Raw genomic sequence first — 21,236 nt, 5'->3', positions numbered from 1 at the left:
GCTGGAAAGTGTCCAGATCAATCCAGGCCGTAGCGAAACAGTGTTGGCTTCCGATCGTTCGTTGCCCGCTGTTTTCGTTAGGTCAACTTTGCCTGTTCGCTGTATCCGGATCATGCCGCCGACGCTGCGCTTTGTTGCAGCTCGGTTTCGGAGTCAGGTGAATTCCTATCAAACGAAAGGCAATCGCGTATTGGCGCCGCGGTTTGGCCGATCCGCCTAGGCAAACACGCCACCCGTCATGACGACGTCGTGCGACTGCAAGCTGCTTTGCACGGACCTTTTCTGTTAACCAGGGGAAGCAGAATCGAAACACAAACGAGCATCTTGCGAAATCGGCTTGAAACATGACGCCCCGATAAGCCGGTCATGAATTGGGCCGGCCCCGACCGGCAGAATAGGGGAGACATCATGTACACTGCCATTTCCGCCAAGCTCATCAACATCGCCGCCGCCGTCATCACCGGTACTGCCTTGCTTGTCAGTGCCGGCAACGGCGCAGCCCACGCCGCCGCCAACAAGATCGTCGCGCGTGTGTCGCTATCGCAGCAGACCATGGAAATTCTGGTCGACGGCCGGCCGACATTCGCCTGGAAGGTTTCGACGGGCGACAGGACGCACGTCACACCGACCGGTTCGTTCAAGCCGACCCGCATGCATGAAATTTGGTATTCGAAGAAATACGACAACGCCCCGATGCCGCATTCGGTGTTCTTCAACGGCGGCTACGCCGTACATGCGACAAGCGCCATCAAGCGCCTCGGCCAGCCGGCCTCGCATGGCTGCGTGCGTCTGCATCCGGACAACGCCGCCGATTTCTACCAGCTCGTCGAGGTCTTCGGCCCGGCCAACACCAGCATCGTCATCGTCAAGTGAGCGATGCTGCTCTCGTCGCTCTCAAAAAGGCCGGAAATCCGGCCTTTTTATTGTACAATATCAGTACAATCTAATCCGGCATCGCCGGCATCAGCTTCGGATCCGGCTTTTCGGCGTGATGCGGCAGGTCCTTGCTGGCGATAAAGGTGTAGAACATCGGCACCACGAACAGCGTGAACATGGTTCCGACCAGGATGCCGGTGAAGATCACCAGGCCCATCGAATAGCGTGCCGCGGCACCGGCGCCGCTGGAGATGATCAGCGGCACCACGCCTAGCGCCATCGCCGCCGTCGTCATCAGGATCGGCCGCAGCCGCACCCTGGCCGAGGCGATGATCGCATCGCGCCGCCGCATGCCGTGCATTTCACGCTGCTGGTTGGCGAACTCGACCAGAAGGATGCCGTGCTTGGTGATCAGGCCGATCAAGGTGATCAAGCCGACCTGGGTGTAGATGTTGAGGGTGCCGAGCCCGATATTAAGCGGCACGATCGCGCCGAAGATCGAGAGTGGCACCGCCATCATGATGATCAACGGATCGCGGAAGCTTTCGAACTGCGCCGCCAGCACCAGGTAGATGACGAGCACTGCCGCCGCGAAGGCGATGATGATCGTGTAGCCCTGTTCCTTCTCCTGCCGCGATTGACCGGTATAGTCGATGAAGAAAGTGTCCGGCAGGCTCTCCTTGGCGATATCCTCGATCGCTTTCAAACCGTCGCCGGTGGTGACGCCAGGCAGCGGCAAGGCGGAAATCGTTGCGGAATTCAACTGGTTGAATTGCTCGATCGCCGCCGGCGACGCGTTGGTCGAGATCTTCACCACCGCAGAGAGCGGCACCATCTCACCCGAGACGCTGCGCACGAAATACTCCCCAAGTTTTTCGGGATTGTCGCGGAATTGCTGCGGCACCTGCGGGATGATGTCGTAGCTGTTGGATTCGCGGTCGAATTGCGCCACCTCGGCGCCACCGACCAAGAGGGTCAGCGTCCGGCCGATTTCGGCGATCGGCAGGTTGAGTGCCGCGGCGCGGTCGCGGTCGATCGTCACTGTCACTTGCGGCGCATCGTAGGACATGGAATTCTGCACGGCGAGGAAGCGACCGGAGGCCTGCGCCTTGTTCTTGATATTCTCGGCGGCCTCGTACACCTGGGAGGCCTCCCCGGTCGAGCGCACCACCATCGTGATTGGCAGGCCGCCGCCGGAGCCGGGCAGCGTCGGTGGTGCGAAGACGAAAGCCTCGACGCCTGCCACCTTGGCAAGGCGGGCAGTGATGTCTTCCTGAAGTTCCTTCGAGCTGCGCGCGCGCTCGGCCCAGTCCTTGAACGCAAAGCCGACGAAAGCGCTGTTGGTCGGGCCTTGGAACGCGACGGCGGAGAACCGTGCCCTGGTTTCGGGGATATCATTCACCAGCCCGAGAATCTGGTTCACATAGGTCTCGGTGTAGTCCGACGTCGCGTAACGCGGCGCGTTCACAATAGACAGCAAGAAGCCCTGGTCTTCTTCCGGCGCCAGTTCGCTCGCGGTCTTTGTGAACATGAAGCCGGTCGTGGCGACCAGTGCGATGACGATCATCAGCGTCACCGGGCGATATTTCAGCGAGCCGCTGACCAGCCGCTCGTAGACGTGTTCGACGCGCCCGAACGTGTTGTCGACAATGCGCTGGAAGCGGCTGTGCGACCCGGCCCTCAGGATGCGTGCCGACATCATCGGCGTGACGGTTAGGGCGACGACACCCGAAAGCACCACCGAGCCGGCAAGCGTCACCGCGAATTCGCGAAACAGTGCGCCTGTCAGGCCGCCGGTGAAGGCCAGCGGCGCGAACACCGCGGCCAGCGTTATCGTCATGGCGACGACGGCGGACGAGATCTCCCGCATGCCGTTGAAGGCCGCCTGCATCGGCGACAAGCCGTCTTCCTCCATGTGGCGGTGGATGTTTTCCACCACCACGATGGCATCGTCAACAACCAGTCCGATCGCCAGCACCATGGCCAGCAACGATAAAAGGTTGATCGAATAACCCAAAGAAAACAGCAGGAAACAGACGCCGATCAGCGACAGCGGAATGGTCACGATCGGCATCAGCACCGAGCGGAACGAGCCGAGGAAGAGCAGGATGACGACGATGACGATGGCGACCGCCTCGCCGATGGTCTTGAACACCTCCTCGATCGACGCGCTGATCTGCTCGGTCGAGTCGTAGACGATCTCGATCGTCATGCCGAGCGGCAGCGTCTCCTGGATCGTCGGCACAATCTTGTGGATCGCCGCCGCGGTGGTCAGTGGATTGGCGGCCGGCGTCGGAAAGATGGCGAGAAAGATGCCGGGCTTGCCGTTGAACGTGACCCTGGTGTCGGTGCTCGCCGCGGCGAGCTCGACGCGGGCCACGTCGCGCAGCCTCACCACATTGCCGTCTTTCGAGCGGAGCGGAAGGGCAGCGAAAGCCTCCGGCGTCTGCAGGGTCGAGCGAACCGTGATCGAGGAAGCCACATATTCGTTTTCGGTATCGCCGGGCGCGGAGAGGAAATTCGATTCGTTGATGGCGGTCAGCACTTCCGCCGCCGTCACGCCGCGCGCCGCCAGTTTGATCGGGTCGATCCAGACACGCATCGAATATTCGGCGGCGCCGAAAATCTGCACGTCGGCGACACCTTCGACCGTCGAGATACGCGGCCGCACGACACGCTCGATATATTCGGTGAGCTGTTCCGGTGTCATGTTCGGATTCTGCATCGAGATGTACATCATCGCGAACTGCTGGCCGGTGCCCTTGACGATCACCGGGTCTTTGGTTTCGTCCGGCAGATCGCCGCGAACACTCTGAACCTTCGACAAGACTTCGTTCAGCGCGACGTCGGGGTCGGAGCCGAGCTTCATCTGCACCGTCACGGTGCTGGAGGACGGCCGGCTCGACGACGTGACATAATCGATGTTTTCGGTCGAAGCGACGGCACGCGCGATCGGCGCGGAAATGAACCCCTGGATCAGGTCGGCGCTGGCGCCGGGATAGGCCGTGGTGATGGTGATGGCCGTTTCTTCAACCTCTGGATACTGCCGAATCGAAAGGTTGAAGATGCCCTGAAAACCCAGAAGCAGGATCATGCAGGCAAGCACGGTCGAGAGAACCGGGCGGCGGATGAAGAGATCGGAAAAGCTCATTGCTGGGCTGCCTGCTGGTTCCCCGGCTTGCTCGGATCGATCGTGTTGTCGACGGCAACGGACATGCCGTTGGAGAGCCGGTTCTGGCCGGCCGTAACGACTTCGTCGCCGGGCTGGATGCCTTCCAGGATCTCGACCAGGCCGGCGTTGTGGCGGCCTGGCTTGACGAACACCTGGGCGAGCACGAGCTGCGGTTTCTGTTCTTCCGCTGCCGGCTTGGCTTCCGCTGCCGGTTTGGCTGGGGTAGCAGCCGGCTTTTCGTCGGGTTTTGCCACGGGTGCTTCGGCCGCCGGCTTGGCAGCATCTGCAGCCGGCTTCTCTTCCGGCTTTGCCTCGGGAGCCGCGCCGTTGGCTTCGGCGGATTTGGCCGGGCGCACCACGAAGACGAAGTCGCCGTACAGGCTGGAGGTCAGCGCCGTCTGCGGCAGCGCCAGCACGTCGTTCTCCTCGGGCAGTTCGACGCGCACCTGGACGAACTGGCCCGGCGTCAGCTTGCCTTCGGGATTGCCGACCTCCGCCCTTACCGTCACCAGCCGGCTGGTCGGGTCGATCTTCGGATCGATGCCGCGGATGCTGCCGGTGAACGGCATGTCGCCGCCGCCGACGCCCAACCGCACCCTCTGTCCGATCTTCAGCTGCGGAAGCTGCTGCTCCGGCACGGTGAAATCGACACGCATCGTATCCATGTCCTGCAAGGTCACTACGGCGGTGCCGGGTGTGAGATACTGGCCAAGGTCGATTTTCGGAATACCGACAGTACCCTTGAAGGGGGCGGTCAACTGCTTTTGGTCGAGCACCGCTTGCAGCTTGTTTACCTGCGCGGCGGAGACCGATGCTGCTGCCTGCGCCGTGTCGAGCGTAGCATCGGTGCCGACCCCGCGCTTCTGCAGCTCGAGAGCGCGCATCAGCGTCGTCTGGTCGGAGGTGGCTTGCGCCTTCGACGCGACGAGGTCGGCTCGCTCGACGGCATCGTCAAGCTGCAGCAGGACGGCGTTGGCGGCGACCTTCTGATTGGCATGGAACAGGATGTCCTTGACGATGCCAGCAGTTTCGACCGTCAGGTCGACGCCGCGTACGGCACTGACAGTGCCGATCGCCTCGATGCCGGGGGTCCAGGACATCGGTTTGACAATGACTGTCGACACGGTCGTGGCCGGCGGCTTCATGGTGGCGAAGAACTGTTTGATCGCATTGTCGCGAAACAGGTTGAAGCCGACGATGCCGCCGCACACCAGCACGAGCAGAATGAAGGCGATGATGAAGCGCTTGATCACGAACAGTCCCCTCGGCCATGGCCCAGCATAACGGTCGGACGACCGGAACACATACCTGTGACTGGTCCCAATTTCAAATGACGGCAATCTTACTGTACCGTCTGGACGGTCTTGTCAATTCCGCCTAAGCTAATGAATGGGGAACGATTGATGAAGGTCCGCAGAGCAAATTCGCGCGAAAAAATTCTCGCTGCTGCCGCCGCGGTGGCACGCGAGACGGGTCCTGGCAGCCTGTCGCTGGACGCTGTTGCCAGCCGTGCCGGCGTGTCGAAGGGTGGTCTTCTCTACAATTTCCCGACCAAGGCGAAATTGATGCAGGCGCTGGTGGAGGATTATCTCAGCGCATTCCAACAGGCGCTGGAGGCCGCCCGCAAGAACAGCGGCAGCGGCGAGAGCCCGCTCGCCGCCTATATCAGGCTTTCGGCCGAGCATGCCGAGGAGACGAAGCCATCGGCATCCTGGATATTTTCGGCTATCGCCGAGGATCCCGACTTCCTGACGCCGATAAAATCGTTCAGGCGGCAGGTGTTCGAACGGCTGAAGAAGGAGACGCCGAACCTCAAGGCGCTACTGGTCTGCTATCTCGCCATCGAGGGACTTCGCAGCATGAATCTGTTCGGTTCGGATATTCTTTCCGCCGACGAGCGCCGGCTGCTGATATCGACCCTGCTGGAGATCGCGGAATAGTCTAGGAATACGCCGGCCGGGTTCAATTGCTTCGACTGTCGGGATGTGGCTGGAGCGAGGTGCCGTCCACTTGGGGCAGAGTGAGCTCCACGCTTTGGACCTACGCTCCACGCTTTCCGAAAATCGGTTCCGATTTTCGGGCCGATGCGCTAGAGCCTTTCGGGATTGACCCGAGCTGCCTTCAACCCGGAAAGGCTCCCACCGCTGCCCATGCCCCATCTTCCCGAGCATCTTCTCACCGGCTACCGCAGTTTCATGAGCGGCCGCTATCTCACCGAAAGCGGCCGTTATCGCTCGCTGGCGCGGGAGGGCCAGGCACCCGAAACGATGATCGTCGCCTGCTGCGATTCGCGGGCCGCGCCCGAAGCGATCTTCGACGCCGGGCCCGGCGAGCTGTTCGTGCTGCGCAATGTCGGCAATCTGGTGCCGCCCTATGCGCCCGACGATCAGTTCCACTCGACATCGGCAGCGCTCGAATTTGCCGTGCAGAGCCTCAAGGTCAAGAACATCGTGGTGATGGGCCACGGCCGCTGCGGCGGCATCCGCGCGGCACTCGACACCACGGCCGCACCCCTGTCGCCGGGCGATTTCATCGGCAAGTGGATGAGCCTGATCGCGCCTGCGGCCGAGACCGTATCGTCCAGCACCTTCATGACCGCGACCGAGCGCCAGACGGCGCTGGAGCGCATCTCGATCCGCTATTCCATAGCCAATCTGCGCACCTTCCCTTGTGTTTCGATCCTCGAAGGCAAGGGGCGGCTGTCGCTGCACGGTGCCTGGTTCGATATTTCGACCGGCGAGCTTTGGGTGATGAACAAGGACACAGGCGATTTCGAGCGGCCGGAGACGGAGTAGGAGACGAGGGGCATGATGCGAGCTCGGTTCGCGTTCGCGGCGGCGGCACTACTGTGCTCAGCAAATGTTGCCAGCGCCGACGATAGCGCGATCATAGACCGCTGGTATTCGGCACTGCTGGTCGCCGACCGCACCGAATTGTCGGACCTGCTCGCCGACAACGTCCGCATCAAGCTCGACGACCTCGGCGTCGTGCAAAGCAAGCAGGAATTCATCGCCTCGATCGCCGAGTGGCAGGGCGCCGTCGCCGGGGCCGAAATCCGCCACCGGATCGAGAAGACGGAGGGCGGCGTCACCACTGTGATCGCCTGCTATGATTTTCCCAGCAACGACATGCTGATGCAGGAGACTTTCGCGGTCGCCAACGACCAGATCAGCGCCAGTTCGCAAGCCGCGATCGCCGAAAATTGCGACGGTTACTGACGGAACCATGAACGGGACCCGCTGTTGCGCGCAACCGGCCGGCGCCTTACATCGGTGACGATTCATTTTCTCCCGCCACTCAGCGAAAGTTTGCCCATGCCGTCCACCGTCGACCTCGCTGCCCATCCGCTGACCGCATGGCAAGGGCCGCTCGGCCTGCCCGATTTCACGCGCATCGGCGATGGCGATTTTTCTCCGGTCTTCGACGCGGCCCTGAAGGCGCATGAGGCCGAGATCGAGGCGATTGCCGGCAACGCCGGGACGCCGACCATCGAAAACACGCTTGCCGCGCTCGAGCTTGCCGGCGAGGCGCTCGACCATGTCTCGTCGATCTTCTGGTGCCGAGCCGGCGCCCACACCAATGAGACGATCCAGGCACTGGAGCGCGACATCTCGCCAAAGATGTCGCGGCATTTCTCGGCAATCTCGATGAACGAACGCCTGTTCGCCCGCATCGACCATCTCTATCAGCGCCGCGATGCTTTGAAGCTCGATGCCGAAACGATGCGGGTCTTGGAAAAGACCTGGAAAAACTTCGTTCGCTCCGGCGCCAGGCTCGACGCCGAAGGCAAGAAGCGGCTGGCCTCGATCAACGAGGAATTGTCGTCGCTCGGCACCAATTTCGGCCAGAACGTGCTTGCCGACGAGCGCGACTGGGCGTTGTTCCTCGACGAGGCCGACCTTGCCGGCCTGCCGGAATTCCTGAAAAGCTCGATGGCGGAAGCCGCCGAGATGCGCGGCCAGAAGGGCCGCTACGCCGTCACTCTGTCGCGTTCGATCTACGAGCCGTTCTCGACCTTCTCAGAACGCCGCGATCTGCGCGAGACAGCGTTCCGCGCCTTCATCATGCGTGGTCAGAATGGCGGCGCTACCGACAACACGGAAGTGGTGCGCGACATGCTGCGCCTGCGCGCCGAGAAGGCGAAGCTGCTCGGCTATGCTTCCTACGCCGCATTGAAGCTCGACGATACCATGGCCAAGACGCCGGAGGCGGTGCACGCGCTGCTCGATCCGGTCTGGGAAAAGGCGGTGGAAAAGGCCGCAAGCGACCAAGCCGAATTGCAGCGGCTGGCGGCCGAGGCCGGCAGCAACGAAAAATTCGCTGCCTGGGACTGGCGCTTCTATCAGGAGAAGCTGCGCGCAGAGAAATTCGCCTTCGACGAGGCCGAGCTGAAGCCGTACCTGCAGCTAGACCGCATCATCGACGCCTGTTTCGATGTGGCAACACGATTGTTCGGCATTTCTTTCGAAGAAAAGAAGGGCATTGCCACCTGGCATCCCGACGCACGTGTTTTCGTGGTGAAGAATGTCGACGGCAGCGAGCGCGGCCTGTTCCTCGCCGACTATTTCGCGCGACTCTCGAAGCGCTCCGGCGCCTGGATGAGCGCGCTGAAATCCGGTTACAGGCTTGGCGATGGCTCCAAGCCGGTCATCTACAACATCATGAATTTTGCCAAGCCGCCGGCCGGCGAGGCCGCCTTGCTGTCGGTCGACGAAGCCAAGACGCTGTTCCACGAATTCGGTCATGCTCTGCACGGCATGCTGACCGACGTCACTTGGCCGTCGGTCGCTGGCACCTCGGTCAGCCGCGATTTCGTCGAACTGCCTTCGCAGCTTTACGAACACTGGCTGACGGTACCGGCGGTGCTGGAAAAACATGCGCTGCATGTCAAGACCGGCAAGCCGATGCCAAAGACGCTGGTCGACAAGATGCTGGCGGCGCGCACCTTCGGCGCGGGCTTCGCCACGGTCGAGTTCACTGCCTCGGCGTTGGTCGACATGGCTTACCACGCCCGGCCGGATGCACCGGACCAGCCGCTTCGTTTCGAAGCCGAAACGCTGGAAGGGCTTAACATGCCCGATACCATCGCCATGCGTCACCGCACCCCGCATTTCGGCCACATCTTTGCCGGCGACGGCTATTCGGCCGGCTATTATTCCTACATGTGGTCGGAAGTGCTCGATGCCGACGCCTTCGCCGCCTTCGAGGAGACGGGCGATCCGTTCAATCCGGCGCTGGCCGAGCGGCTGCGCAAGAACATCTACGCCGCCGGCGGCTCGAAGGATCCCGAAGAACTCTACACCGCCTTCCGCGGCAAGATGCCTTCACCGGAAGCAATGATGGCCAAGCGCGGACTGGTGTGATGCGTGCCCGCTCTTGTCACGGTTCTCTTCTATCCTGATTGATGTCGGCCGTCATGGCGTCGGGTTGCGCGCCGCCTGATCCGGTTCTGTCGGTCCCGGCTCGGCCTCGCTGGCTGCGGCAGTGTCGTTGAGGTGACTGCCCGCTATGCTGATCGGCCGCTGGCGCATCCGGACCGCCTTGTGACGACCGCTACGGAAATAAATCTCTCAGTCGCGAACGTCAGCCCCGCCAACGGAAGGCGGGGCTGGTAAGTTGATTGTCCCGGCAAGCTTTTTTGCCGGGGCGATTGGCCTAGACTAGGCAGGCACAAAGCCAAAATAGGCTTTGTAGGACGCCCCTTCGCCGGAAATCAGGGGCGTTTCCACTTTGAACCCAATCCCGCTGAAGGTGGTATTGTTCGTACGTGCCGCGAGCAACACCATCTGCTTTGCGGAGATGGTCACTGTCGCGCTCCCGATCCTGTCATCGCCCCAATCGAAGAGATCGCTGATGGCGCCGCCGATCGATGGCATCAAGGATCCCAGGGCCGGGCCGGCTATTGCGGCAATGATAGGTCCTGCCACCGGAATGAGGCCCAAAGCCAGCGTACCCGCCGTATGGACGCCCATCACGACCTTCTGCACTTCGTCCTTGTACTTGTTTGGATCGCCGAAATCGTTTTCCATCAGCACCGTACCGATATTGATGCCGTAGGGCTTGCCTCGATAGACCTCCATCAGGTCGGGTCTCGTATCTCCCGCATCGACGTCGCCATAGACCTGGCTGCGCTTGGTGTCGGCCATCTGCGGCGTTGTCACGCTGACGATGACATAGGGCTCGTCCGCACTCGACCCCTGATCCCAGTCGGTCTCGCCGAAGCAATGGAGGCCGGTATAGTGGACGACGACATCTCGAAGGTCGATCGCGCCGGTGTCGGGCCACCAGTATATGCCGCCGTTTTCAAACAGATTGGCACGGCCACCGTCGGCAAATTCGGTCTCGTCGGTGGTTGGGTACCCCAGATATGACTGTTCCCAGCCCAGGCTTTCCCACTTCTTGCGGATGTCACCGTACACCACGTTGGCTCCGGTGTTCGGTGTCCAGTAGATCGAGCCGGCATTGGCAAAATGGTTGTAGCGCCCGACGCCGTCGGGAGTTCCGGTTTCGTCGGTGACCGGATAGCCGAGAACCGAGCGCTCCCAGCCCATTGCTGCCCATTTGCTGCGAATTGCCCCCCAAATCGCTTGAGCACCGGTATTCGGTGTCCAGTAGATCGAAGCGGTATTGTTGTTGAAGTGATTGTATCGCCCGACGCCGTCGGGAGTTCCGGTTTCGTCGGTGCAGGGAATGCCCCACGCGAGACCGCCAAGCGCAATCCATTTCCTGTAGATGTCGCCGTGGATCTCAAAGGCGTCGTGCATGGCATCGTTGTAACAAATGCATGAGCCGTTCTTGAGATACCAGGCTTTTCCAGTCTCCTTCCTGTCGATCTCGGCGAAGCCGGCGCCTCCAAGGGAGTTGTACTTTTGCTGTATGACAGCTTCGGGCGAGAGGAGCGACCAAGGCCCGATCCTGAGCTGGTCGGAAAGTCTTGTGGCTCCAGCGCGGATGGTGCCGGCACGCACTCTCGAAGTTGCTCTGGCAGTATACGGCATGACCTTTTCCTTCCTGTGAGTGTTGGTATCGGGGGCTTCAGGCCTCCGGCGATCGGTTTTGATCGACGGGCCGAGGTTCCCAGACCGCGACTTACGGACGGCTTACAGAGTTCCGAGCTGCGCCAGAGCAATTCCAGGAAAAGTGTGGAACGGTTTTCCGTCCGGAACTGCGAAAAAATAAAGAGATAGAGCGGTTCGGCGTTTCCGTGAAACGATGAACCGGTCTAGAGAAACGGGCGCACGAGCGAACGCAGCAAAGGCGAGGGCTCGTCATCGCCGGTCGAAGCGAGCGCGCGTTCATAGCGCCGGTAATCCTCGATGGCGCCGGCGTGGTCGTTTCTGGAGAGGCTCTCCTGGATGAGCGTGCCATGGAGTTTGGCCGATTCCGGGTAGAAATCGAGCGCACGCCGGCACGCTTGGCGTGCCCGATCTGCGTTGCCTCGGCTCTGCCAGTGTTTGGCGATCCGCACGGCAAGCTCCACCAACCCGTCCCGCACCCGGTCGGCCGCGGCGTTCGACCAGGCGGGCGTCGGGCCATTCGAGAAAAGCGGGCCGACAAAGCCTTCCAGCAGCATCTCCTGCTCCTCGATTGCGCTGTCTCTTTGGCCCGACAGAACGGGTTTCAGCCGGTCTTCCCAATCCTGCAGATCGATCCAGACCTTGTCGGCAGCGAGCCGCAAACGGCCTTCTCTCAGCGTTACGAGTTCGCCTTGCCCGAGCAATTTGCGCAGACGATGCAGCGCCTGCTCCAAGGCCGCTTTGGCCTGGTCGCCGTCGAGGTCGGGCCAGAGCCAATCCTGCAGGGTTTCCACCGAACAGACCTGATCCCTCGACAGGCAGATAATGCGCAATATGTCGAGAGCGCGGGTAGGTTTGGCACCGGGCGCGACCTCGGCGCCATCGATCTCGAGGCGGAAGCCTCCCATCAAGTGTATCCTGAGCGGCCAAGGCCACTGGGCGGGGCGACCAGCGGGCGGGACCAGATATCGCGCCCGAACGACGCGGCGGCAGAGATCGACATCGATCTTTCGCTCCAGCGCATCGGCGATCAGCTCGGCTAGCAAGTCCGGCAGGTTGAGCAAGATCGCCGAGGGATTGACCTCGCGCAATGCCGCCATGAATTCAGCCAGACGAGTGCCATAGGACGCGCCGCCGTTCCACTTCTGCTCCAGGGCCCGCGCGGCTAGAATGCTGAGTTCGACACGCTGGCGAGGGCCGCCGCTCAGCCTTTCGGCGATCCCCTGAAGTAGCGCAATCGCCTCCGCCGGACGCCGGTCGGCCAGCAGGACCTGGTATTTGGTGACGTAATGCGGCCAGCGCTCGATCATCGGCTCGTTCGCCCGCTCGATCGCATCCATGAAGACATCGCAGTCGAGATAGGCCTTGGCGAAGTCGCCGTTGCGCGTGTGCATCGCCGCATGGCAGTCTGCGACGACCGCGACCTGGGTGGTGAACCTGCTGTCCGCGATCTCGCCCAGTCGGGAGACCAGCGCATTGAACTCCGAGAACCTGTTGTGAAGCTTCATCAGCAATTGGAGCTGGTAGAGGGCGCTGAACTCGACGCCCCGTAAGGCGTGCTGCTCGCCTATCGCCGTTGCGCGTCGCAACGCATCCTCGGCCGAGGCATAGACAAAACCGCGCCGCGAATAGGGGAAGTAACGGCCGCTGGCCGAGCCAAAGGACACCAGCCACATGCCGAGCACCAGCGGTGGGATATCCGGATGTTCGAGATCGGCGGCAACGCTGTCCACGGCATTGGCAAAAATGTCGCGCTGCCCCGACGAGGTCGCGTAGTCGATGAGCGCTTCGCTTGCCAGCAGGCGCAACTCGGCCGAATCCTCGATCGGCAGATGTGTCAGGCGCTGCTGGATATCATTCACGAGGCGCTTCGCGTCATGGGCGTCGAATTCGCCAGGTTCGGCGAAATCGACGGCCCGCAGGATGCCGAGCCTGACCATCATGAGTTCCTCCGGATCCAATTCCGGCAACCCCTTGGCAAGAACCTGTGAGGCTCGGCGCGTCCAATCCGCCAGCCCCTCATGCGTACGCCAGCTGGCGGTCTTGACTACGACCGCCCGCGCGACCGTCAGGCATTGGCCGCGCATGTCGGTGTTCTCGAATGCTTGCCATGCCTTGGAGAAGTGCGGCTCGGCCTTCGCATCGTCCGACGCGAAGGCGACGCCCAGCCAATAATGGACCCACCCGTCCATCTCGTCGGGGGGCAGCCCGTTGCACCATTCGACGAAGCTGGCCCTGCGCCCTTGCGAGAGAACGCCGTTAGCGCACTCCAGAATGAGCTGGCGTGCCAGCGGCCAGGCGCCCGCCTGCAACGCCAGCACGATTGCCGCGTCGGTTTTGCCGGCCTCGTGCAGGACCTTTGCTGCCTGCTCGCGCAGCCTGGAACGGTCCGCTTCCGTCACGCGCCGGTCCAGTAGGCCGGCAAGGTATTCGCGCAACAAGTCATGCAGCTGGAAGGCGGCGCCGCCCGGACCGTCGCGCGTGATCAGCAGCTGGCGATGCTGCAGCCGCACCAGCAGGCGGGCAGCCTGCGGCGAACCCAGGAACGCATCGGCAAGGTCCGTGCTGATCTCCGGCAGAAGGTTGAGCCTGATCAGCAGATCCTGGTCCTCCGGCGCGATGTCGCGCAGGAAATAACGTCCGACAATCTCCCGAAGGCCGGCGCCTCCGGCAAGGCCGGTCTGCGAAAGCGGGTAGTACATTCCGGCGTTGGCCAGCAGGAGAAGGCCCACCGCCCAGCCGCGCGCCTCCGAAATGTCGCCGACCTCGGACGGCGATTGCGAGCGGGCGGTGACGAGGTTGCGAGCCTCCGCAGGCGAAAACTCCAGCAGCGTTTGGTTGAGGACCGGCAACTGTCCGGACAGCACGAGGTCGGCGACATCGCCCTCGGGCAGCATCCGCGATGTGCAGATGCAGCGGACGGTATTGGGGCGTTCGCGTAACAGGATCGCCAGCGACCGGCGAAAGCCTGGTGCATCGGCACGATGCAGATCGTCGAGGACCAGGATCGTGCCCGGATCAAGCCGCGAGAAATAGGTGCGGAAGAACAGCCGCGCGAAATCGTCGGAATTGTCGGCATATTCCGGACCAAAGACCGGCATGCCGGCATGCCTGCCGTCGAGCGACAGCGTCAGATAATGGAAAAGCCGCGCAACGTCCTGGTCCTCGGTGTCGACCCGATACCAGTTGTACGCCGATTCGCCCTGCTTCAGCCCGCCTTGTTCCAGCCCGCCGTGTTCCAGAAAGTCGATCACCGCGGTGGTCTTGCCGTATCCACCAGGCGCAGCCAGCCAGCATGCACCGCTGTCGAGGGCCTGCGAAAGCAGCGCCACTACGCGCGGACGGCTGACAATTCCCACTGGCCGGGGTGCCGAGAGCTTTGCTATCTCGCGCGGCGCGTCCCGGAAGGATTTATCCATTGTGAGGACTCTCGCAGCGCAGTCGCCTCGCGAAAACAGGTAATCGGTTCGCCCGCAACAACAAATCGCCGGCCGGCGTTGTGCTCGCCTGACGTGCCGTGCTCGCCGGCAAGGTCGCGGTTATCCCTTGTGCGACATGATATGCGAAACCCCGACACTCACGTCAGCGGTGTGTCTTGCCATCACTGCGTTCATTCGCATTGCAATCGTCGCATAGCCGTTTCGTTCGTGGTCGGTAACTTCCGAGGGCTTGAAGAGCCACGGAAGGGGTGCAACCTGCGCGTCTTCGAAATTGGCCGGCAGATTCGATGGCAAGGCCTTTTTTCCTAGAGGCAGCTCTAGCCCAAGGTCACTAAATTCCTTCTCGAGGCTGGCGTGCAGATGAGAAAGGACGACATAGATCGCCAGCTTTGATCTAGTCCTTTCTGTGTTGTTTAGATTGTACTCTTGAAGAACCTCATCGAACGATGGCGATACGTCACTTTCGGCAGCGGTAGCTCGTGTTGCAACAGCACCGGCCAGGGCAGTCGCTGCCACTCCTGTAAGACCTACAAAATCACGTCTTGTCGTGCCGGTCATGGTGAATTCCCCTCGGTTTTGAAGACGGGCCAAGTCTGGCAAGGAGGAGGCGCAGTGGCAATAGGCCGCATACGCTATTGGTGTAGAGGGCCTTTACGTCGCCGATGTGAATCCACCCGGCGACGACAGTGCCAAGCCGGCAGAGGCCCGCGATGCATTCGGTTGCTTGATCTGAAAACCCATGGAATCCGAGAAAGGTTTCCTCAGCATTCACGGGGGGGTTCGAAAAATCCGCTGGTGGAGCTGAGGAGGATCGAACTCCTGACCTCGTCATTGCGAACGACGCGCTCTCCCAGCTGAGCTACAGCCCCGTCCAGCGGATTGGGCTTTTATCGGCCGCTGCGGTTTCCTGTCAAGGCTGCCCTTGCTGCCGAAATGCCGTTCGGCCGTTCGTGCGCCTCGCCCACGCGTCGGAACGCGGCTCTTGCCGCTTTCAGCTACAGTGGCTACATGTCGGCAACAATCGGAGACCGGCATGATCGCCCTCATTCAGACCATTGTCATGGCGCTTGACCTTTACTGGTGGATCATCATCGCCTCGGCGATATTTTCCTGGCTCTACACCTTCAACGTCGTCAACTCCCGCAACCAGTTCGTCGATACCATCAGCAACATGCTCTATCGGCTGACCGAACCGGCGCTGCGGCCGATCCGCCGCTTCATGCCCGATCTCGGCGGCATCGACATCTCGCCGATCATCCTGCTGCTGATCCTGTTCTTCATCCGGCAGTTCCTGCTCACCACCGTGCTTTCGCTGGTCGTCTGAGTGCAGGCGTCCCATGCGCGCGCCGTTCCGGACGCGCGCCGACGGTATCGACCTGTTCGTCCGGCTGACGCCGAAATCAGCGATGGACAGGCTCGAGGGGGCCGAAACGACCGCGGATGGGCGAAGCCATCTGAAGGCTCGCGTTCGCGCCGTGCCGGAAAACGGGGCCGCCAATCGAGCGCTGGAAAGGCTGGTCGCCAAGGCGCTTGGCGTGGCCGCTTCGGCCGTCTCGATCGTCGCCGGCGGCACCGCTCGGCTGAAGACGGTCCGTGTGCTTGGCGATCCCGCGGCGCTGGCGAAACGCATCGATACGCTGGGCACGCCTGCGCCATGATCTCGGCTCGCTCACCAACCCCGTAGAAAAAAGGCCGGGCTGCAAAGCCCGGCCAGATGTGAAGGTCGAAAACCTTCAGAGGGGAACGCGCCGGACGAATGGGAGGAAACATCCGGCGCAGCGTGCATATGGGTCGGCATCGCTGACGTTTCAATGACGGGAACGACAATAACAGCTTCGTGAAACCGGGCGGTGGATGTCGATGAACGCCTGGGATTGGGGACCTGTTTGACCGTTGTCTGGGCAATTATTCCTAAGCGATGTCGTCGCGAATGCAGGCCTTCAGATGGCCGTCGGCTGTCGCCCTCAGTGGCGGCACGGCCGCGGCGCAAGCCTCCAACGCGAACGGGCAACGGGTTCGGAAAACACAGCCCGACGGCGGGTTCGCCGGACTGGGAATATCGCCTTTGAGCACCTGCCGGCCTTGCCTCGCCAGCGGATCGAGCGATGGAATGGCTGACAGCAGCGCACGCGTGTAGGGATGCTGCGGTCGGGCATAAAGCTCGGCCGCCGGCGCAACCTCCATGATGCGCCCGAGATAGAGCACGATGACCGTGTCGCAGATGTACTCGACGACGGCCAGATCGTGCGAAATGAACAGCATGGTCAGGCCGAGCCGGAGCTGCAGGTCGCGCAACAAATTGATGATTTGCGCCTGGATCGAGACGTCGAGTGCCGAGACCGGCTCGTCGGCGACGATGAATTCCGGCTCGAGCGTCAGCGCCCGGGCGATGCCGATGCGCTGGCGCTGGCCGCCCGAGAATTCATGGGCGTAGCGGTCATAGGCGTCGAACGGCAACTCAACCGCGGCAAGTGCCTTCGCGGCCTTCGCCCGCCGCTCGGACCTCTTGCCAATGGCTTGAATGTCAAGGCCTTCGGTGAGGATCTGCCCTATCGTCATGCGCGGCGACAGGCTGGCGAAGGGATCCTGGAAAATATACTGCATCTTGCGACGCTGGCGGCGCAGCTGGGCGGCACCCAGCCTGGTGATATCGGTGCCGTCATAGGTGATTTGGCCGGATGTCGGCTCGATCAGACGCAGCACCGAGCGGCCGATCGTGGTCTTGCCGGAGCCGGACTCGCCGACCAGGCCAACCACCTCGCCACGCCTGACATCGAAGGAAATGTCCTCCAGCGCCCTGACCAGCGGGCCACGCGAGAACGCTGTCGGCGCAAAATGCTTGGTCAGGTTTTTGACCGAAAGGAAGGGAACGTCGGCCATCAGAGCTCCTCCCAACGCAGGCAGCGGCTTTGCCGGGTCGGCGTCGCCGCAAACAAGGGCGGGACCGCGGCACGGCAGGCAGCGATAGCCATCGGGCAGCGCGGCGCGAAGGAACAGCCTTTGGGCAGCAACGTGAGCGACGGAACATTCCCGGCAATGGTCGGCAGCGGCGTGCCCGCCAGCTTCAGTGCCGTGGCCTGGCCGAGCCGCGGCACCGAACGCATCAACCCGGCGGTATAGGGATGACGCGGACGGGTGAACACTTCGCTCACCGGACCTGTTTCGACGATACGCCCGGCATACATCACCGCTACCCGGTCGGCGATTTCGGCGACGACGCCGAGATTGTGGGTGACGAACAGGATACCCATGCCGCGCTGCGCCTGCAGCTCGGCCAAAAGATCGAGGATCTGGGCCTGGATCGTGACGTCCAATGCCGTTGTCGGCTCGTCGGCGATCAGCAAGCCCGGATCGCAGGACAGGGCCATGGCGATGGTGGCGCGCTGGCGCATCCCGCCCGACAGCTCGTGCGGATACTGCCGCGCCCGCCGCTTCGGATCGGGAATGCCGACCTGTTCCAGCAGCCGCACCACGTCTGCTTCTGCCTCGCGGTGCGATTTGCCGAGATGGATGCGGATCGGTTCGGCGATCTGCTCGCCGATCGTGTAGACCGGGTTGAGGCTGGTCATCGGCTCCTGGAACACCATGCCTATCTCGTTGCCGCGTATCTTGCGCAGCGACTCGGCATCGAGGCTGGTCAGTTCGGTGAGCGTGCCGTTCTTGCGCCGCAGCGCGATCGACCCCTCGGCGATATGTCCGACCCTTGTCGGCAGCAATCCGATGATCGACAGGCTGGTGACGGACTTGCCCGATCCGGATTCGCCAACGAGCGCCACGGTCTCGCCGGAGCCGATCGTCAGGTCGACATCCCTTACCGCCGCGATGTCGCGCCCCGCAATGCGGAACACCGCGCGCAGGCCGGAAATCGACAGGATCGGCGTGGCGCTCAGCGGAGCAGCCCCACATCGCGAAGGATCATGTCGATCTTTGCGGTTTCCTCGTCGTTCAGGCTGCGCTGCGGCCGCGCCATGGTGTTCGAGGCGATGATGCCGAGGCTCTTCATCGCCGCCTTGAAGGCGCCGACGCCGGCCGAGCCGGCGCTGGTCCTGCCGAGCGAGATCCAGACGATCTCGAACAGTTTCAACAACCGCTCCTGCTCCAGGCGGGCTTCGGCAAGCTGGCCCGCCTGCGTCAGCTTCCACAGCCTGACATAACCATGCGGGTCGACATTGGCGAGGCCCGGCACGACGCCATGCGCACCCATCGCCAGCACGCTGTCGACCAGGATCTCGGAACCGGTCATGCCGAAAAAACTGGGATCGTCGGCCATGTCCTTGAGCACGTAACGCAGATTGCCGTCATCGCCGCTGGAATCCTTGATACCCGCAATGGCTCCTTCCCTGGCGAGACCGACCGTGGTCTTGCGCTCCAGCTTGACGTGCACGCAGACCGGGATGTCGTAGGCGATGACCGGAATGTCGAGCGCATCTTTGATGTAGCGGAAGTGATCGCCGATCTCGGGCTGGCTGGTGCGGGTATAAAACGGCGCGGTGACGACGATGGCGTCGGCACCGGCCGATCTGGCGATGCGGGCGTGGTTGATGACGCGGTCGGTCGTCGGGTCGATAACACCGGCGAAGATCGGAACCCGGCCGTTATTGACCTTGACCGCGTGCTCGAGGATGGCCCTGCGGCCTGCCTCGTCGTGGAAGACCACCTCGCTGGTCGAGCCCAGCACGAACAACCCGTGGACGCCGCCGTCGAGCAGATTCTCGATGGTGCGCGTGAACGACGGGAAATCGACGCTGAAATCGGCATTGAGCGGGGTGACGACAGGTGGGACGACGCCGGTAAACAGGGGCATTTTGATGAACCTTCGAGGTCAGTTGAGATCGGAGCGGGGATCGAATGCATCGCGCAGGCCGTCGCCGATGAAGTTGATGGCGAGCACCGTGAGCACCAGCGCGGCGCCTGGGAACATCCATTGCCACGGATAATTTTCAAGCACGACGGTGGAGCGGGCGAGATTGAGCATGTTGCCCCAGCTGGCTTCGGGCGGCGCGATGCCGAGGCCGAGGAAGGACAGGCCAGCCTCGAGCAGGATGGCGTTGGCGATCTGCAAGGTGGCATAGACGACCAGGATATCGATGCAATTGGGCAGGCCGTGCCGGAACAGCAGATGCGGCAGCCCCGCGCCCATGCCGCGGGCGGCAACGACGAAATCGCGCTCGCGCAGTTCGAGCAGCCGGGCGCGCACCATGCGCGACAGCACCGGCCAGGAGAGCAGCGAGATCACCAGTATGGTCGGCGCGATGCCGGTGCCGGCAATCGATGCCAGCACCAGCAGGAAGATCACCGGCGGCAGCGTCATCGCCAGATCGACCAAGCGCATCACCGTGCCGTCGACGAGGCGCCCGCCAAAGCTGGCGACGGCGCCGACCAGGAAGCCTATGACGGTCGATATGGCGACCGAGCAGACGGCCACCAGCAATGAGATCCGCCCACCTTGCAGCAACCGGGCCATGACGTCACGCCCGACGCCGTCGCTACCCAGCCAATGAATGGCCGACGGCGCCTTGTTCATCGCCCTGAGGTCGATGGCGTTCGGGCCGAACGGCCACCACAAAGGATAGGTCGAAACCGCCAGCAGGATCGGGATGACGATCAAAAGCCCGGCACGCGCCGCGCGGTTTTCGAAAAAGCGGTCGAACGCGCGGCGGAGCGGCCCCTTGGTCTGCGGTAAGGCTGTCGGGTCGACCGTTGGGTCCGGCGCAGTGATTGCCATCACGCCACCTGAATGCGCGGGTCGACGACGGCATAGACGACGTCGGTCACCAGGTTGACCAGGATGACGCAAACGCCGATCACCAGCGTGGCGCCCATGATCACCGGGTAATCGCGAGTGCCAACGGCATTGACCAGAAGCAGTCCCATGCCCGGCCAATTGAACACGCTTTCCAGGAAGATGGCGCCGCCGATGGCGATGCCGACGGTCGAGCCGATCAGCGTGATGACCGGCAAGAGCGCGTTGCGGGTTGCATGCTTGATGATAACCCAGAACTCGCGCACGCCCTTGGCACGCGCCGTCCGCACGTAATCCTGGTTGAGCACTTCCAGCAGCGAAGCGCGCATGTAGCGCATGATCAGCGCGGCATGGCCGATGGACAGCAGGCAAGCGGGCAGGATGAGGTGCGCAAGCACGTCCGTCATCGAGAACGGCGCACCCGCGGTCTGCATGCCGCCGGACGGCGCCCAGCGCAGCAGCACCGAGAAAAAATAGAGGCCAAGCAGCGCCGTCAGAAAAGCCGGGCTGGAGATACCGATAAACGACAGCACCGACAGCGCGATGTCGGACGGTTCGTTACGGCGCACCGCACTGAAAATGCCGGCGGAAATGCCGAGCACGATGGCGATCGCCAGGCCCGTGCCCATCAGCAGCGCGGTCGGGCCGATGCGCTCCATGACCAGCGGCAGCACGGCGACGCCGCTGCGCTGGATCGAAAAGCCGAAGTCGCCGCCCAGCGCCGCGCGCAGCCAGGCCAGATATTGCACGGGAAGCGGCCGGTCGAGCCCAAGCCGTTCGCGCAGCCCCTCGAGATCGGAGGCGGACATCGGCACCGACGGGTTGATATAGGCGTCGATCGGATCGCCCGGCGCCAGCCGCAACAGGATGAAGATGAGGACGCTGAGCGCGACCAGCATCAGCAATCCTGTCGCGCTGCGGCGGGCAATGAAGCTCAACATGGGCTATCCGTGGCGGTGGCAGGCGGCGCCAAAGTGGTCCGCCTGCTC

At 62.6% G+C, this 21,236-nt stretch carries 17 protein-coding genes and 1 tRNA gene; 7 read left to right on the top strand and 11 right to left on the bottom strand.

Features of this window, described 5'->3' with window-relative positions:
• Positions 1-408 precede the first annotated feature (408 nt).
• Positions 409-873, top strand: a complete 465-nt coding sequence (locus tag NKJ12_RS03760; RefSeq protein WP_254817760.1) for a L,D-transpeptidase — start codon at positions 409-411, stop codon at positions 871-873.
• A gap of 70 nt (positions 874-943) precedes the next feature.
• Here NKJ12_RS03760 and NKJ12_RS03755 read toward each other — a convergent pair whose 3' ends face one another.
• Together NKJ12_RS03755 and NKJ12_RS03750 are read right to left on the bottom strand one after the other, a co-directional pair.
• Positions 944-4,027 carry an efflux RND transporter permease subunit gene (locus NKJ12_RS03755; RefSeq protein ID WP_352690248.1) on the bottom strand — a complete coding sequence of 1,028 codons (3,084 nt, stop codon included), beginning with the start codon at positions 4,025-4,027 and terminating at the stop codon, positions 944-946.
• On the bottom strand, positions 4,024-5,301 hold the full coding sequence (locus NKJ12_RS03750; protein ID WP_502900986.1) for an efflux RND transporter periplasmic adaptor subunit: 1,278 nt from the start codon (positions 5,299-5,301) through the stop codon (positions 4,024-4,026). Before NKJ12_RS03750 ends, NKJ12_RS03755 begins: the two co-directional genes overlap by 4 nt.
• Before the next feature lie 150 nt (positions 5,302-5,451).
• On the opposite strand from NKJ12_RS03750, the gene NKJ12_RS03745 reads away from it, so the two are divergent.
• The 4 genes from NKJ12_RS03745 to NKJ12_RS03730 all read left to right on the top strand — a co-directional run bounded on the left by NKJ12_RS03745 (position 5,452) and on the right by NKJ12_RS03730 (position 9,411).
• Positions 5,452-5,988, top strand: a complete 537-nt coding sequence (locus NKJ12_RS03745; protein WP_352701290.1) for a TetR/AcrR family transcriptional regulator — start codon at positions 5,452-5,454, stop codon at positions 5,986-5,988.
• A gap of 210 nt (positions 5,989-6,198) precedes the next feature.
• Positions 6,199-6,843, top strand: a complete 645-nt coding sequence (locus NKJ12_RS03740) for a carbonic anhydrase (RefSeq protein ID WP_352480025.1) — start codon at positions 6,199-6,201, stop codon at positions 6,841-6,843.
• 15 nt (positions 6,844-6,858) lie between these two features.
• A complete protein-coding gene (locus tag NKJ12_RS03735; RefSeq protein WP_352509095.1) occupies positions 6,859-7,266 on the top strand; it encodes a nuclear transport factor 2 family protein in 408 nt (135 codons plus the stop codon).
• 90 nt (positions 7,267-7,356) lie between these two features.
• Complete coding sequence (locus NKJ12_RS03730; RefSeq protein ID WP_352701289.1) at positions 7,357-9,411, top strand: M3 family metallopeptidase; 2,055 nt, start codon at positions 7,357-7,359, stop codon at positions 9,409-9,411.
• 297 nt (positions 9,412-9,708) lie between these two features.
• Here the strand turns inward: NKJ12_RS03730 and NKJ12_RS03725 are convergent, their stop codons facing one another.
• The 4 genes from NKJ12_RS03725 to NKJ12_RS03710 all read right to left on the bottom strand — a co-directional run bounded on the left by NKJ12_RS03725 (position 9,709) and on the right by NKJ12_RS03710 (position 15,373).
• Positions 9,709-11,046, bottom strand: a complete 1,338-nt coding sequence (locus NKJ12_RS03725; protein WP_352690254.1) for an LGFP repeat-containing protein — start codon at positions 11,044-11,046, stop codon at positions 9,709-9,711.
• Positions 11,047-11,270: 224 nt separating this feature from the next.
• Positions 11,271-14,483 (bottom strand): AfsR/SARP family transcriptional regulator, encoded by a 3,213-nt coding sequence (locus NKJ12_RS03720; protein ID WP_352701288.1) that lies wholly within the window; start codon positions 14,481-14,483, stop codon positions 11,271-11,273.
• A gap of 120 nt (positions 14,484-14,603) precedes the next feature.
• The gene (locus NKJ12_RS03715; protein WP_352649423.1) at positions 14,604-15,062 is read right to left on the bottom strand and encodes a hypothetical protein; all 459 of its coding nucleotides are present in this window, start codon (positions 15,060-15,062) and stop codon (positions 14,604-14,606) included.
• A 235-nt stretch (positions 15,063-15,297) separates the two neighbouring features.
• Positions 15,298-15,373 (bottom strand) — tRNA-Ala (locus tag NKJ12_RS03710).
• A 164-nt stretch (positions 15,374-15,537) separates the two neighbouring features.
• Here NKJ12_RS03710 and NKJ12_RS03705 point away from each other — a divergent pair.
• Both NKJ12_RS03705 and NKJ12_RS03700 read left to right on the top strand, forming a co-directional pair.
• Complete coding sequence (locus NKJ12_RS03705) at positions 15,538-15,828, top strand: YggT family protein (protein ID WP_352701287.1); 291 nt, start codon at positions 15,538-15,540, stop codon at positions 15,826-15,828.
• Between the two features lie 13 nt (positions 15,829-15,841).
• Positions 15,842-16,162 (top strand): DUF167 family protein, encoded by a 321-nt coding sequence (locus NKJ12_RS03700; RefSeq protein ID WP_352509085.1) that lies wholly within the window; start codon positions 15,842-15,844, stop codon positions 16,160-16,162.
• Between the two features lie 253 nt (positions 16,163-16,415).
• Here NKJ12_RS03700 and NKJ12_RS03695 read toward each other — a convergent pair whose 3' ends face one another.
• The 5 genes from NKJ12_RS03695 to NKJ12_RS03675 are packed head-to-tail and all read right to left on the bottom strand — an operon-like array spanning position 16,416 to position 21,188.
• Complete coding sequence (locus NKJ12_RS03695) at positions 16,416-17,384, bottom strand: ABC transporter ATP-binding protein (protein WP_352509086.1); 969 nt, start codon at positions 17,382-17,384, stop codon at positions 16,416-16,418.
• Positions 17,384-18,394: an ABC transporter ATP-binding protein gene (locus tag NKJ12_RS03690; RefSeq protein WP_352701423.1), complete on the bottom strand. Its 1,011-nt coding sequence runs from the start codon at positions 18,392-18,394 to the stop codon at positions 17,384-17,386. The genes NKJ12_RS03695 and NKJ12_RS03690 overlap by 1 nt, the downstream gene beginning before the upstream one ends.
• On the bottom strand, positions 18,391-19,308 hold the full coding sequence (locus tag NKJ12_RS03685) for a dihydrodipicolinate synthase family protein (protein WP_352701286.1): 918 nt from the start codon (positions 19,306-19,308) through the stop codon (positions 18,391-18,393). The genes NKJ12_RS03690 and NKJ12_RS03685 overlap by 4 nt, the downstream gene beginning before the upstream one ends.
• Positions 19,309-19,326: 18 nt before the next feature.
• Complete coding sequence (locus NKJ12_RS03680; protein WP_352701285.1) at positions 19,327-20,229, bottom strand: ABC transporter permease; 903 nt, start codon at positions 20,227-20,229, stop codon at positions 19,327-19,329.
• Complete coding sequence (locus NKJ12_RS03675) at positions 20,229-21,188, bottom strand: ABC transporter permease (RefSeq protein WP_352701284.1); 960 nt, start codon at positions 21,186-21,188, stop codon at positions 20,229-20,231. The genes NKJ12_RS03680 and NKJ12_RS03675 overlap by 1 nt, the downstream gene beginning before the upstream one ends.
• Between the last annotated feature and the right edge of the window lie 48 nt (positions 21,189-21,236).

It is taken from the genome of Mesorhizobium sp. M0195 (assembly GCF_040322115.1).
In the GTDB taxonomy this organism is placed as follows: Bacteria; Pseudomonadota; Alphaproteobacteria; order Rhizobiales; family Rhizobiaceae; genus Mesorhizobium.
This window is presented reverse-complemented; position numbering and strand designations above follow the sequence as displayed.